Raw genomic sequence first — 13,774 nt, forward strand, 5'->3', positions numbered from 1 at the left:
TTATGCGACGCGATAACAAGGCTTTATCGCCTCCCCCTGCATTAATTTATTGGACTTGCGGGCGCATATACGCGAAGCAGGGGTGACGCGGAACTCCAGCTCGAGCCCGCGCTTTGCAAAGCCCGATTCCGACAGCTCTTCGACAGCTCAATGGCCGCGACGCTTCCCCCGCCCCGCCTTCTGCCCAGTGGCGACAGCGCCGTCACGGTCGAGTTCAGCCGCACCATCGACGAGGACGCCAACCAGCGCGTGCTGGCGCTCGACAAGGCGCTCGCGGCAAGCCCCATCGAGGGCATCACCGAGACCGTGCCGACCTATCGCTCGCTGCTGGTGCACTACGACCCCTGCAAGATCGGGTTCGACGCGCTCGGCGACAAGCTGCTTCCGCTCGCGATCCAGCCGCCGCCGCCCGTGACCAAGGCGCGCCGCTGGCGCGTTCCCGTCGCCTATGGCGGCGAGCACGGCATCGACCTCGAGGATGTCGCCAAGGCCCTCAACACCACGCCGGACGACATCGTCGCCCGCCATGCGGGCGGCGACTACAAGGTCGCCATGATCGGCTTCACGCCGGGCTGGTCGTATCTCAGCGGCCTCGACAAATCGCTGCACATGTCGCGGCGGCGAGAATCCGCGGCTACTGACGCCGGCCGGCACGATCTCGATCGGCGGCGTCCAGGCCGGGATCCAGTGCCTGGCGGCGCCGAGCGGCTGGCACCTGCTCGGCCGTACGCCGGTGCGGACCTATCAGCTCCACCGCAATCCGACCTTCCTCACCGAGCCTGGCGATCGCGTGACGTTTTTCGCCATCGACCATAAGACCTTCGACGAGCTGGACCGCGCGGCGGAAGCCGGCGAGATCATTGCCGAGCAGGTGGACGCATGAGCCGGCTCGTTGTCGCCAGCATCAGCCCTGCAAGCTCCGTCCAGGATGGCGGCCGCTTCGGCGCGCAGCGCTACGGCCTGACGGTGAGCGGTGCGATGGATCGGCTGTCACTGGCTGCGGCGAACACGCTGGTCGGCAACGCGCCGTTCGCCGCCGCCGTCGAGATCGGCCCGTTCGGTGCCGCCTTCACCGCCCGTGACGGCGCCGTGCGCGTGGCGATCTCGGGGGCGCCGCGCAACGCGGACGTCGCCGGAAACCCGGTCGCCATGGACACCTCAGTGACGCTGAAGGACGGCGAGACGCTGACGCTGGGCTTCGCCCGCGGCGGCGCCTTCACCTATCTCGCGATCGAGGGCGGCATCACGGGCGAGCCGGTATTCGGCAGCCTCGCCGTGAATGCCCGCGCCGGCCTCGGCAGCCCCTACCCGCGCCCGCTCCAGGCCGGCGATGAATTCGGCGTCGATGCCGCGAGCGGCGCAAGCGAGCTGCGCATCGAATTGCCGAAGCCCGCGAGCGGGCCGATCCGGGTCCTGCTGGGACCCCAGGACGACGAGTTCGACGACGCCAACAAGGCGCTGTTCCTCAACAGCGAGTGGAAGATCTCGGCGACCTCCGACCGGATGGGCTACCGGCTCGAAGGCCCCGCGATCAGGCATCTGCACGGCCACAACATCGTCTCCGACGGCACCGTCAACGGCAGCATCCAGGTGCCCGGCAACGGCGCGCCGATCGCGCTGATGATGGATCGCGGCACCTCCGGCGGCTATCCGAAGATCGCAACCGTGATCACCGCCGACATCGGCCGCCTCGCGCAGACCTCGGCGGGAACGGCGTTCCGCTTCAAGGCCGTCAGCATGGCCGAGGCGCAGGACGAGGCGCGAAAGTTCGCGCAAGCGATCCGGACCCTGCCCGATCGCCTGCGCGCGGCCGACAGCGTTGCACTCAACATCCAGGCCCTCAGCGATGCCAACGTGGCGGGCCATGCGGTGAACGCGGTCGATGCCGGCACCTGGCAGGTCACCGCGGAGCCCTAGACGCACAACAAGACCCGAAGGCGGAGAGCATCCATGAAGACGATCGATCTCAATTGCGACCTCGGCGAAGGATTTGGCGCCTGGGAGATGGGCAACGACGCCGCCATGATCGAGCTGGCGAGCTCGGTCAACGTCGCCTGCGGCTTCCATGCCGGCGACCCCGACATCATGCGCCGGACGGTGGAGCTGGCCAAGGCGCGCGGCGTCTCGGTCGGCGCCCACCCTGGGTATCGCGACCTGCACGGGTTCGGCCGCCATCCGATCGCGGGCCTCAAGGCTTCCGAGATCGAGAACCTCGTCGCCTATCAGATCGGCGCATTGCAGGCGATCGCGACCGCGGCCGGCCACAAGGTCACGCATGTGAAGGCGCATGGCGCGCTCTCCAACGTCGCCTGCGAGGACGACATGACGGCCAAGGCGATCGCCGCCGGCATCAAGGCGGTCGACCCCAGCCTGATCTTCGTGGTGCTCGCCAATTCAAAGCTGGTGAAGGCCGGCGAAGACGCCAACCTGTCGATGGTGCACGAAGTGTTCGCCGACCGCGCCTATGAGGACGACGGCAACCTCGTCTCGCGCAAGAAGCCCGGTGCGGTGCTGCACGATGCCAAGGCGATTGCCGAGCGCGTGGTGCGCATGGTGCAGGACGGCGCGGTGGTCTCGGTGACCGGCAAGGTGATCAAGATGCGCACGGACACGGTGTGCATCCATGGCGACACCCACGGTGCCGTCGAGATCGCGCGGACCTTGCGAGCGGCGTTGAAGGACGCGGGGATCGAGGTCGCGCCGTTCAGGCGCGGGGCGTGAGTTCGGCCGTCATTCCGGGATGATGCGAAGCATCAGACCCGGATCTCGAGGTTCCGGGTTCGGCTTCGCCGCCCCGGAACGACAACCTAAAACGGATGCACCGAGAGCGTGCCGAACACGATCGCGGCGATGACCGCAAACGCGCTGTAGAGCGCGAGATGATGGGCGCTCGCCCGGGTCTGCCGCGAGAGCGAGCGCGCGTAGATGTGCAGTCTGGCTTCCGCCGATAGTTCGCGCATGGTCGATCTCCAACGCCCCATTTGCGCGAGTATGAAGGATCAACCAGGGCGGGAGGCAAGATGGTGGCGCAAATAGCGATGCGCCTCCTCCGAGACGGCCGTCTCGCAGACGTAAATTCTCTTGGAGTCCGGGTTCCGAGAATCTTATTCGTTCGAATCCGAGCCAGTTGGAACCGGCTCGGATATCGGTGAACGGCTGCGGTCAGTACACATCCGCCTGGAAGCGCCCGGTCTTCTTCAGCTCGGCGACGAAGCTGACGGCTTCGTCGGTCGAACGTGCGCCGAACTGGGCGACGATGTCGACCAGCGCGCGCTCGACGTCCTTGGCCATGCGCTTGGCATCGCCGCAGATGTAGAAATGCGCGCCTTCGGCGAGCCACGTCCACAGCTCGCGGCCGACCTCGCGCATGCGGTCCTGCACGTAGAACTTCTTCTCGCCGTCGCGCGACCAGGCCAGCGACATCCGCGTGAGCAGACCCGAGGTCTTCATCGCATTGAGCTCCTCCTGGTAGAAGAAGTCGCAATCGCTGCGCTGATGGCCGAAGAACAGCCAGTTCTTGCCAGGCGCGCCGGTCGCCTTGCGGTCGAGCAGGAAGGCACGGAACGGCGCGATGCCGGTGCCGGGGCCGACCATGATGATCGGCGTCTTCGGATCCTTCGGCAGGCCGAAGCCGTGCGCCTTCTGCACATAGACCTTAAGCTTGTCGCCCTCGTTGATGCGCTCGCCGAGGAAGGTCGAGGCGACGCCGAGGCGCTTGCGCTTGCCGATGACGTAGCGCACGGAATCGACGGTCAGCGACAGCTTTCCGGGCGTCGCATTGTGCGACGACGAGATCGAGTAGAGCCGCGGCTGCAGCGGCTCCAGTGCCTCGACGAAGGCCTCGGGGTGCGGCCGCGTGCCGGAAAACTTCTGCAGCCCCGCCATGACGTCGAGGGTTGCGGCATCGCCATCGGGGTCCTCGCCCTGTGCCAGTGCCCGCGCCTTTTCGCGCGCCGCGCCGCCGGTGATGAAGGAGATCAGCTCGAACAGGGTGTCGGGCGCCGGCGACAGCGAGACGTCGTCGATCAGCACCTCGCGCAGAGTCTTGCCGTTGACCTTCGTGGTGTGGGAGGCGCCGAGCAGCGCGATGATCTGGTCGACGAGGCCGACATCGTTGCGCGCGAACACGCCGAAGCTGTCGCCGACGACGTAGTCGAGCTTGCTCTCGGAGAGATCGAACTCGACGTGATAGGTTTCCTTCTCCGACTTGCCCTTGTTGAGCAGGCGGCGCGACAGGAAGGTCGCAGGCACAGGGTTGTCGCGTGAGCGGCCCGGCTCCGCGATCGTCACCGTCACGGCCGGCGCCGGAGCGTCCGGCTTGTCCGACGCTTTGGCCGCCGGAGCCTTGTCCAACTCCTCGTAGAGCGACTTCAGCATCCGCGCGGTTTCCTTGCCGCCGGGGACGCAGAGGTTGAGCCGCGCTTCGCTGCGGCTGGCGATCGCCTCCGAATAATCGTGGCAATTGTAGCCGCACTGGCCGCAATCCTGCTGGGCCATCGCCGCCATCATCTTGCGGCGCACCGGGCGTCCCTCGGCGAGCTTCATGCGATCGGCAATCGGCATGGTCTGGTCGTGCCAGGGCGCTTCGCCGTCGTCACCGTCGCCGGCCGCGCCCCGCATGACGGCGGCGCCCTGCTCCGCCGACAACGGCGCGGCGACATCAGGCGACAGCAGCCCGGCGAAGAAGCCGTTCAGCCAGGAGCGCTGCGCATCGGAGAACGGTGCGCTGGCGGGAATGATGTCGAGCCTGGGCGGAGGGGTGATCTGGTTCATGCGGACACCTGTGCATCGGCAAGCTTGCGCAGCGTCTCGCCATCATGGCGGCGCGCGAAGGAGAGAAAGGTTTCGTCAGGCGACGAACGATGGGCGATATAGGCCTTGAGCAGCGCCTCGACCGTCTTCGGCGCGTCCTCGGCCTTGAGGTCGTGATAGACCTCCTGCCCGACGTCCGCGTCCGGGCCGAACCCGCCGCCGGTGAAGAGGTGATAGCCCTCGACCGTATCGTCTTCGTTGACGGGCACGCGTGCGCCGATCAGACCGATGTCGCTGATGTAATGCTGCGCGCAGGAATGGTGGCAGCCGGTGACGTGGATGTTGACCGGCTTGTCCATCGCCACCCGCGGATCGCACCAGTCGCCGATCTCGGCGGCGTGGCGCTTGGTGTTCGCCGCGGCGAAGCGGCATCCGGCATTGCCGGTGCAGGCGATCAGGCCGGCGCGGATGTGCGAGGCCTCGACCGCGAGCCCGATCTGCTTGATTGCCGCGATGGCAAGCTCGACGTTCTCATCGCGCACGCCCGATATCAGCAGGTTCTGCCAGACCGTGAGCCGGATCTCGCCGTCGCCGAGGTCGTGCGAAACCTTGGCGAGCCCCCGCATCTGGTCGCTTGTCAGCTTGCCGAGCGTCAGCGACACGCCGATCCAGTTGAGACCGTCCTGCTTCTGCTTGTGCACGCCGACATGCGCCATGCGGTCGGCGGCCGGCCGCGGCGCGAACGCCTCCTCCGGCACGCGCGTGAACGGCGTCTTCAGCCGCTCCTCGACCAGCTTGAGGAAGCCATCATGGCCCATGGCGTCGAGCACGTATTTCAGCCGCGCCTTGTTGCGGTTGGTGCGGTCGCCATGGTCGATGAAGACGCGGACGATGGCGTCGGCAACGGCGGTCGCCTGCTCCGGCTTGACGATGATGCCGGAATATTTCGCAAAGTCCTTGTGGCCGGTGATGCCGCCGAGGCCAAGGCGGAACCAGACTCCCGGCTCGACGCCGAAACCGTCCTTCACCTCATACGCCGTGAACGCGATGTCGTTGGTCTCCTCCAGCACGGCGATCCTGCCGGCGCCGTCGAAGGCGACGTTGAACTTGCGCGGCAGGCCGTAGAGCGAGCGATCGTTGAGGATGTGGTAGTGCCATTCGCGCGCATAGGAGCGCGTGTCGATGATTTCCTGCGGATCGATGCCCGCTGTCGGCGTCCCCGTCACGTTGCGGATGTTGTCGGCGCCGGAGCCGCGCGAGCACAGGCCGAGCTCCTGGATGCCCTCGAGCAGCTTGATCGCGTGCTTCGGCGGGATCTCGCGGAGCTGGAGATTGGCGCGCGTCGTGACGTGGCTGTAGGGCCCGCAGAGCTCATCGGCGAGATCGGCGAGACCCGACAGCTGCCAGTGCTTCATGATGCCGTTCGGGATCCGCAGGCGGCTCATGTAGGAGTCCTGCGTCGGCGCGACGTAGAAGATGCCGTAATATCGCCAGCGGAAATTGTCGGCCGGGCTCGGCGGCGCATTGTCGAGCGCCTGCTGGCGCAGCCGCGGATAGGCATCGAAGGGATGCTCGTCGCGCTTGAACTTCTCCTGCTCGGCGAGCTTCTTGCCCGCCGCGATCACCTTGTCCTGCGCCCTGAGGTGCACGGCGTCGGGGCCGACAGGCTCGGCGTTGGCCTTGCCGGCACTGCCGCCGCCAAGACCGCGCCCGACCCGGCTGATCTGCAGACCGGTGGTGAAGCCTTCGAGATAGCGTTTCTGCTCGTCGGTAAAGTCGACTGCGAGCGTATCGATTTTCATGGTCGGTAACGAAGCTCCTGCGGCCACCTGGGTGGCATCGACGGACATTGCGCGACCCGCGAGGACCGAGGCTGGCTCCAAGAGCCGGCTTCGCTACCCCAGCGGTCCGATCAGCTTCGTTGCTGCGGGACTCGGCTCAGCAGGCACCTGTGACAAGCTGGCCGCACTGCAACATTCAAGTTGCGTGCCAGCTTGGAGCAAATGGAAAGCCTCGTGCTTTCAGTCGATTCCGCTCGTCCCCGGAAGATCCCGGGCCGTGCGCTTTCACGAAATTCGTGCACTTCGATCAACATTTGGGCAGCGAATCCAAGTGCCCAATACTTATGCAGACCGAATCAGGCCCGCCAGCGGCCAACCGCGAAGGCCTCGAGGTGCCCTCGGATGTTGGCGGGATCGAAGACCGGACCGGCGAAGGCGCCGAACGCCGCGGCAGGCTGCTCGGGCGACCGCCTGCCGAGGGCCGCATCGTACAGATCGGGCCTGAACACGGCCATCGCCGTCTTGACGCCCTCCGGCGCGAGCGCCGTCTGCCCCCAACGCACCATCTGCGCATAGAGCCAGGCGGCCTGGACCGGATCCGGGCGCCCTGCCCCCTCCCGCCCCACCAGGAGATAGCGGCCGCTTTCGCGGAACGTGCCGTCAGGAGAAATCTTCAGGCGCCCGGTCAGGGTGCGCTGGATGACTTCGGCATCGACGCCGATCCGTTCGGGCTGCGCCAGGATCTGCGCCGCCTCGGTCAGGTTCGCAGGGTTCTCGATGAACTCGGCCGCCTTCACCGCCGCGCGCACCAGGCTGGCAACCACGTCCGGCTGCTTGTCGGCCCAGACCTGGCGAACCGCCAGCACCTTCTCGGCGGCCCGGTCGAGGATGTCGGAGACGAAATGCAGGATGTGACCGATGCCGAGATCGACCGCGATCGAGTTCCAGGGCGCACCGACGCAGAACGCGTCGACATGGCCATTGGCGAGGCTGTCGACCATATAGGGCGGCGGCAGCACCACGAGGCGCACGTCCTCGTCGGGATCGACGCCGGCCGCGGCCATCCAGAACCGCAGTTGATAATTGTGAGTCGAGAACGGGAAGGTCATGCCGAAGGTCAGCGGCTCGGCCCCCTCCTTGCGCCTGATCGCAACGACCTTCGCCAGCGCTTTCGCCGTCACCATCGGATCGAAACGGTCGCCGTCGATCTGCTCCATCAGCGCGGCATGGAGCGCCGGCGACACCGTGATCGCATTGCCGTTGATGCCGAGATTGAAGGGCGCGGCGATCGGCACTTTGACATGACCGAGCCCGAGCGAGGACGCGATCGCCACGGGCGCCAGCAGATGCGCGGCGTCGAACAGGCCGATATTGAGCTTATCGCGGACGTTGGACCAGGAGACCTCGCGCACCAGCTCGACGTCAAGGCCTTCGGCGGCGGCAAATCCCTTGTCGACGGCGACGATCAGTGCGGCGGCATCGACCAGCGGAATGAACCCGATGCGAAGGGGGGCGGTCATTTCAGCATCTCCGAGGCGGTGATGATCGACTGCGCGATCTCACCGATTTTCTTCTTCTCGCGCATCGCGGTGGAGCGCAGCAGCACATAGGCCTCGTCCTCGGTCAGGCCCTTCACCTTCATCAGGATGCCCTTGGCACGTTCGATGATCTTGCGGTCCTCGAGCTGCGACTTGGTGCGCCTCGAGCTCCTCCTGGAGCTTGGCGAAGGCGTTGAAGCGGGACACGCAGAGGTCGAGGATCGGCTTGATGCGCTCCTTCTTCAGCCCGTCGACGATGTAGGCGGACACCCCCGCCTCCACCGAGGCCTGGATCGAGGCGGAATCGCTCTGGTCGACGAACATCGCGATCGGCCGCTTCACGGCGCGGCTGACCTGGAACATCGCCTCCAGCACGTCGCGGCTGGGGTTCTCCAGATCGATCAGGATGATGTCGGGATCGACCGCATAAATACGAGCGAGCAGGCTCTGCATCTCGCTGATATGGACGACCTGGGTGAATCCGGCCTCCCGCAATCCCTCCTGCAGGATCGCGGCCCTGACAGGGCTTTCGTCGACGATCACGATTTTGGGCGACTGTTCGGCGCTCATGGCTCACTCGCGGCAGGCGATTCATCCATAGCACGCCGGAACGCCCTGCAAAGGGTTGTAATTGTGGGCAATTGGGACTAGCTCAGGCCGGTCAATCAGGCAGATTTGGATATGGATCAGGCGGCTGCGCCCAAGGTCAGCTTCGTGTCGCTCGGGTGTCCCAAGGCATTGGTGGATTCCGAGCGCATCATCACGCGCTTGCGCGCGGAGGGCTATGAGCTCGCCCGCAAGCATGACGGGGCCGACATCGTCATCGTCAACACCTGCGGCTTCCTCGACAGCGCCAAGCAGGAATCGCTCTCGGCGATCGGCGAGGCCATGGCCGAGAACGGCAAGGTGATCGTGACCGGGTGCATGGGCGCGGAACCGGAGGCGATCGAGCAAGCCTATCCCGGTGTGCTCTCCATCACCGGCCCGCAGCAATATGAGAGCGTGCTCGACGCCGTGCACCGCGCGCTGCCGCCGGCGCACAATCCGCATCTCGACCTGGTGCCGCCGCAGGGCATCAAGCTGACCCCGCGCCACTACGCGTATCTGAAGATCTCCGAGGGCTGCAACAACCGCTGCACCTTCTGCATCATCCCGAAGCTACGCGGCGACCTCGTCTCGCGACCGGCTAATGACGTGCTGCGCGAGGCCGAGCGCCTGGTCGGCGCCGGCGTCAAGGAGCTCTTGGTGATCTCGCAGGACACCTCGGCCTATGGCGTCGATCTCAAATATGCCGAGAGCCCGTGGAAGGACCGCCAGGTCCGCGCCAAGTTCCTCGACCTCGCCCGCGAACTCGGCGAGCTCGGGGCCTGGGTCCGGCTGCAATATGTCTACCCCTACCCGCATGTCGACGAGGTCATCGCGCTGATGAACGAGGGCAAGGTGCTGCCCTATCTCGACATCCCGTTCCAGCATGCGAGCCCCGACGTGCTGAAGGCGATGAAGCGCCCGGCAGCGCAGGACAAGACGCTCGAGCGCATCAAGCGCTGGCGCGAGCAATGCCCGGATCTGGCGCTGCGCTCGACCTTCATCGTCGGCTTCCCCGGCGAGACCGATTCCGATTTCGCCTATCTGCTCGACTGGCTCGATGAGGCCGAGATCGACCGCCTCGGCTGCTTCAAATACGAGCCGGTGGCCGGCGCGACCTCGAACGCGATCGAGAACCCGGTCCCGGAAGAGGTCAAGCAGGAGCGCTACAACGCGCTGATGGCCCGCCAGCAGAAGATTTCTGCACGCCGGCTCAAGCGCAAGGTCGGCACGCGCCAGCAGATCATCATCGACGAGGTCGGACCGACCGTCGCCAAGGGCCGCTCCAAGGCCGACGCGCCGGAGATCGACGGCGCGGTCTATCTGACGAGCCGCCGCCCCTTGCGCGTCGGCGAGATCGTCACCGCCAAGATCGAGCGCGCGGACCAATATGATCTGCACGGCAGCGTCGCGGGGTTCTAGACCCGGGCCATGCTGCCGATTGCGAAGACATCTCCGCCGGGGTAAGCCTTCAGCTTTCCGGCAGGGATAATCTTCATGCAGACATTTGCTTTGGCCGTTGTCCTCGGTGTGGCCGTCAGCAGCCCGACGTTCGCCCAACAAAAAACGTCGCAGCCGAAAGCAAACGGCAAGACGTGCACCTACGATCAGTGCGTCTCTGCCAACAAGGCCCGTGGCTGGGATAGTGCTGCGGTTAGTCGCTGGTGCAGCGCCAACCCTGGCAAATGCGACAATTAGAAATACAAGTCGTTAGGCCAGCCATTTCGGCACCCAGCGCTCCGGCCTTGGTGCACGGGCGAGATCAGCCTTGGCTTCGGACAGCAGCGCCGGCTCGCCGTCGATGGTCGGGCGGACATCGTATGCGAAGTTCGGCATGACGCGGCCGTCCGCATGGAGGCCGAAATTCATCGCGTACCACAGCCCGAGCTCGGGCTGCGCGCGGCGCATCTCCTCGCGCAGGTCGCGCAACAGGGATTCGATCGAAGCCGCTTCCTCGAACGGCTGCGGTCCGCGCGCGAGCACGCGCGCCTCGTACTGCTTGCCCACGATCGCGACCGCGAAGCGGGTCTGGTCCCAGGGCTTCTTGCCCTTGGGCAGATGCGCCGCCAGCCGCCAGCCAAGCTCGGCCATCAGCCGGTGATTGGCCCAATAATCCTCGCGCTCCCGGCTCCACTTCTCCATGAAACCGCGGAAGTCGGGCAGCTCCGCCGAAGTCTCCTCGACCGCCGTCGGCTCACCATGCTGCCGTCCGGCGAGCCATTGCGCGAGCTCGACCGTCTGAGCCTCGACCTCGTCATGCGGCTTCAGATCGCTCCAGGCGTTGTCGAATTGCTGCGACGTCAGTTTGGCGAGCAGCCCGTCGAGGCTCGGCGCCAGCAATTCGTAGGCGCCCTCCGATCCCAGCCCGACGATCGGCGGATTGTCGCGGTCGAGACCGGCCCCATACCAGCCGCCGACGGCCGAACCATCCGGCAGCCGCATGAACAGCGAAAACCTGTCCCGCAAGGGACTGCCGTCGATGATCGGCGCATGATCTGCGAACTGGCCCTGCAGCGCAAAGCAGCCGACGCTGCCCCACGGGCGCCCGTCGAGCCAGCCGGCAAAGTCGACCAGCAGCGGAGGCGCTTCGATGCCCGGCGGAAATGCGCCGCGAATGCTGTCGAGGTCGATCGGATAAGACGTGTCGGACAAGGCTGAAACTGTCTGGTTGGTCCCGCCCCTCTTGGTCTGAGCCGAGTTGCGTCCGGTTCGAACTAATTCGCGTATCTCGATCACAAACGCGCCAGCGAGGCGATGGTTTCTTGGGGCAAATGAAATGGCGGGAAACCAGCGGAATCCGGGCCCGCCCGATAACCGCATCGGCGTTGCGCGCACGCTTCGTCCTCTCGATTGCCGCAGCGTGACGCGCGCGACTGTCGGCGGGACGTATTGTGACACTATAGTGCATTCACGCAGAGGTCACGGACTCGGCCTAACTCTGCCCGCGCTTCTCAACGCGAGCGAGGAACGAGGATGAGCCTCTCGGGTATGCTGCGCACGCAGCGCTTCGACGATTACCGCTTCTACCACCAGAGCACCGTCAACCAGACGCTGCATCTCTTCAGCGCCGTGATCTTCCTGTTCTGCTACGCGCTGCTGTTCATAGACCCCGCGCTCGCAGGCATCGTCGGCTGGCTTGCGATGCTGACGCGGCAGACCGGGCATTTCTTCTTCGAGCCGAACGGCTACGACGCCGTCAACGACGTCAGCAATGACTACAAGGAAGCGATCAAGGTCGGCTACAACCAGACCCGCAAGATCATCCTGCTGCTGGTATGGGGCAGCGCGCCAATCGCGCTGTATGTCCATCCGACGCTGTTCGGACTTTTCGATCCGCCGGCCGGGCGTCTCGACTTCATCCGCCACGTCGGCACGCTCTGGCTCGCGATCGGCATCGGCGGCGGCCTTGCCCGCATGCTCCAGCTCTTCGCCACCCGCGACGTCACGACCGGTCTGGTCTGGGCATTCAAGGTGCTGACCGACCCATTCCACAACATCGCGCTGTACTGGAAATCGCCGCTCAAGCTGATGCGCGGCGAGATCATCGACACCGCGATTGCGGACGCGGATTGGGGCGACGAGGACGCCGAGGAAGCCGCTCACCTGACCTGACCGATGCACGCCGGGCGGGTGTTCGGCAAAACGCCCGCTTGACAAGCCCCGGCATTGGCATGTATTGCCGCGCCCCATGATCAACCGGACCAACCAGCGCACCGACATGCTCCGCCGTCGCTCCCGCGACGACGAGGGTGCGCCATGTCCGACGACGCCGCTGAACCACTAGAATTCAGCCGAAGTTTTCGAGAAGGCCGCACCCGCAAGGTGCGGCCTTTCTGCTTTTTGCGCCCGTTTTCCACCCGCCTCCAGAGGAGTTCGACATGACGACGCATCCGTACGACGCGCTGATGGACATCACCGCACGGCCGAAAGCCGTGTTCGTCCGCGGCGCCGGCTCCTACCTCTGGGACGACGGCCGCAAGCGCTATCTCGACTTCGTGCAGGGCTGGGCCGTCAACTGCCTCGGTCATTCCCCGCCGGCGGTCGCCGACGCGCTGGCTTCGCAGGCGAAACGGCTCTTGACGCCGAGCCCGGCCTTCTACAACGAACCGAGCCTCAAGCTCGCGCAGGCCCTCGTCGCGAACAGCGCTTTCGACCAGGTGTTCTTCGCCAATTCCGGCGCAGAAGCCAACGAAGGCGCGATCAAGCTCGCGCGCAAATATGGCAGTCTGCACAAGGGCGGCGCGTTCGAGATCATCAGCTTCGAAGGCGGCTTCCACGGCAGGACGCTGGCGACGATGTCGGCCTCCGGCAAGAAAGCGTTCGAGCCGCTGTTCGAGCCGAAGGTCGCCGGTTTCAAGAAGGCCAAGCCCAACGACATCGCCTCGGTCGAGAGGCTGATCAACGACAACACTGTCGCCGTGATGCTGGAGCCGATCCAGGGTGAATCCGGCGTCTGGCCGGCAACCGATGCGTTCCTGCAGCAGCTGCGCGCGCTGACCGAGGCGCACGGCCTGCTGCTCATCTTCGACGAGATCCAGACTGGCATGGGCCGGACCGGAAAACTCTTCCACTACGAGCACGCCGGCATCGCGCCCGACATCATGACGCTCGGCAAGGGCATCGGCGGCGGCGTGCCGCTCGCAGCCCTGCTCGCGACCGAACGCGCCTCCTGCTTCGAGCACGGCGACCAGGGCGGCACGTTCAACGGCAACCCGATCATTTGCGCGGCGGGCCTCGCGGTGCTCGAGGAGGTCTCCAAGCCCGAGTTCCTCAAACAGGTCGCCGAGACCGGCCTTTTTGCTGGAAAGCGAGCTGCAGAAGGTCTCGGCCCGGCACGGCCTCGGCGGCGTGCGGGGCCGCGGCCTGTTGCTCGCGCTCGACCTCAAGCTGCCGATCGCGCCGGGCATCGTCGCGCAGGCGTTCGAGGCCGGCGTGCTGCTCAACGCGCCGCAGCTCGACACCCTGCGCTTCATGCCGGCGTTGAACGTCACGCGGAGCGAGATCGCCGAGATGATCGATTGTCTCGACGGGATCCTGACCAAGGCCGGCGCGGCACGGCGGGTGGCGTAAGATTTCATCCATACGCTCGTCATTCCGGGTTCGGCTCTTCGAGCCGCC

At 65.8% G+C, this 13,774-nt stretch carries 10 protein-coding genes and 3 pseudogenes; 7 read left to right on the forward strand and 6 right to left on the reverse strand.

Annotated elements, in window-relative coordinates:
- The first annotated feature begins 150 nt into the window (after window positions 1–150).
- The 3 genes and pseudogenes from pxpB to ACETMP_RS06905 all read left to right on the forward strand — a co-directional run bounded on the left by pxpB (window position 151) and on the right by ACETMP_RS06905 (window position 2,721).
- Window positions 151–883: pseudogene (gene pxpB, locus ACETMP_RS06895) on the forward strand (5-oxoprolinase subunit PxpB).
- Complete coding sequence (locus ACETMP_RS06900; protein WP_375160379.1) at window positions 880–1,917, forward strand: biotin-dependent carboxyltransferase family protein; 1,038 nt, start codon at window positions 880–882, stop codon at window positions 1,915–1,917. The pseudogene pxpB and the gene ACETMP_RS06900 overlap by 4 nt, the downstream one beginning before the upstream one ends.
- A gap of 33 nt (window positions 1,918–1,950) precedes the next feature.
- Window positions 1,951–2,721 carry a LamB/YcsF family protein gene (locus ACETMP_RS06905; protein WP_375160380.1) on the forward strand — a complete coding sequence of 257 codons (771 nt, stop codon included), beginning with the start codon at window positions 1,951–1,953 and terminating at the stop codon, window positions 2,719–2,721.
- A gap of 86 nt (window positions 2,722–2,807) precedes the next feature.
- Here ACETMP_RS06905 and ACETMP_RS06910 read toward each other — a convergent pair whose 3' ends face one another.
- The 5 genes and pseudogenes from ACETMP_RS06910 to ACETMP_RS06930 form a co-directional block, all read right to left on the reverse strand.
- The gene (locus tag ACETMP_RS06910; RefSeq protein WP_375160381.1) at window positions 2,808–2,960 is read right to left on the reverse strand and encodes a hypothetical protein; all 153 of its coding nucleotides are present in this window, start codon (window positions 2,958–2,960) and stop codon (window positions 2,808–2,810) included.
- 202 nt (window positions 2,961–3,162) lie between these two features.
- The gene (locus ACETMP_RS06915) at window positions 3,163–4,773 is read right to left on the reverse strand and encodes a sulfite reductase subunit alpha (RefSeq protein ID WP_375160382.1); all 1,611 of its coding nucleotides are present in this window, start codon (window positions 4,771–4,773) and stop codon (window positions 3,163–3,165) included.
- The gene (locus ACETMP_RS06920; RefSeq protein WP_375160383.1) at window positions 4,770–6,554 is read right to left on the reverse strand and encodes a NirA family protein; all 1,785 of its coding nucleotides are present in this window, start codon (window positions 6,552–6,554) and stop codon (window positions 4,770–4,772) included. Before ACETMP_RS06920 ends, ACETMP_RS06915 begins: the two co-directional genes overlap by 4 nt.
- Before the next feature lie 335 nt (window positions 6,555–6,889).
- Window positions 6,890–8,053 (reverse strand): CmpA/NrtA family ABC transporter substrate-binding protein, encoded by a 1,164-nt coding sequence (locus tag ACETMP_RS06925; protein ID WP_375160384.1) that lies wholly within the window; start codon window positions 8,051–8,053, stop codon window positions 6,890–6,892.
- Window positions 8,050–8,641, reverse strand: a pseudogene (locus tag ACETMP_RS06930) (ANTAR domain-containing response regulator). The gene ACETMP_RS06925 and the pseudogene ACETMP_RS06930 overlap by 4 nt, the downstream one beginning before the upstream one ends.
- Before the next feature lie 111 nt (window positions 8,642–8,752).
- Between ACETMP_RS06930 and rimO the strand changes: the two are divergent.
- Together rimO and ACETMP_RS06940 are read left to right on the forward strand one after the other, a co-directional pair.
- On the forward strand, window positions 8,753–10,078 hold the full coding sequence (gene rimO / locus ACETMP_RS06935) for a 30S ribosomal protein S12 methylthiotransferase RimO (RefSeq protein ID WP_375160385.1): 1,326 nt from the start codon (window positions 8,753–8,755) through the stop codon (window positions 10,076–10,078).
- A gap of 75 nt (window positions 10,079–10,153) precedes the next feature.
- Entirely contained in the window at window positions 10,154–10,354 is a 201-nt protein-coding gene (locus tag ACETMP_RS06940; protein ID WP_375160386.1) for a hypothetical protein, read from the forward strand.
- Window positions 10,355–10,366: 12 nt separating this feature from the next.
- On the opposite strand, the gene ACETMP_RS06945 is transcribed toward ACETMP_RS06940, so the two are convergent.
- The gene (locus ACETMP_RS06945) at window positions 10,367–11,308 is read right to left on the reverse strand and encodes a hypothetical protein (protein WP_375160387.1); all 942 of its coding nucleotides are present in this window, start codon (window positions 11,306–11,308) and stop codon (window positions 10,367–10,369) included.
- Between the two features lie 321 nt (window positions 11,309–11,629).
- Between ACETMP_RS06945 and ACETMP_RS06950 the strand changes: the two genes are divergently transcribed.
- Window positions 11,630–12,268 (forward strand): hypothetical protein, encoded by a 639-nt coding sequence (locus tag ACETMP_RS06950; protein ID WP_375160388.1) that lies wholly within the window; start codon window positions 11,630–11,632, stop codon window positions 12,266–12,268.
- 266 nt (window positions 12,269–12,534) lie between these two features.
- A pseudogene (locus ACETMP_RS06955) lies at window positions 12,535–13,726 on the forward strand (acetylornithine transaminase).
- The last annotated feature ends 48 nt before the right edge of the window (window positions 13,727–13,774 follow it).

Source organism: Bradyrhizobium dasycarpum, from assembly GCF_042019905.1.
GTDB classification, from domain to species: domain Bacteria; phylum Pseudomonadota; class Alphaproteobacteria; order Rhizobiales; family Xanthobacteraceae; genus Bradyrhizobium; species Bradyrhizobium japonicum_B.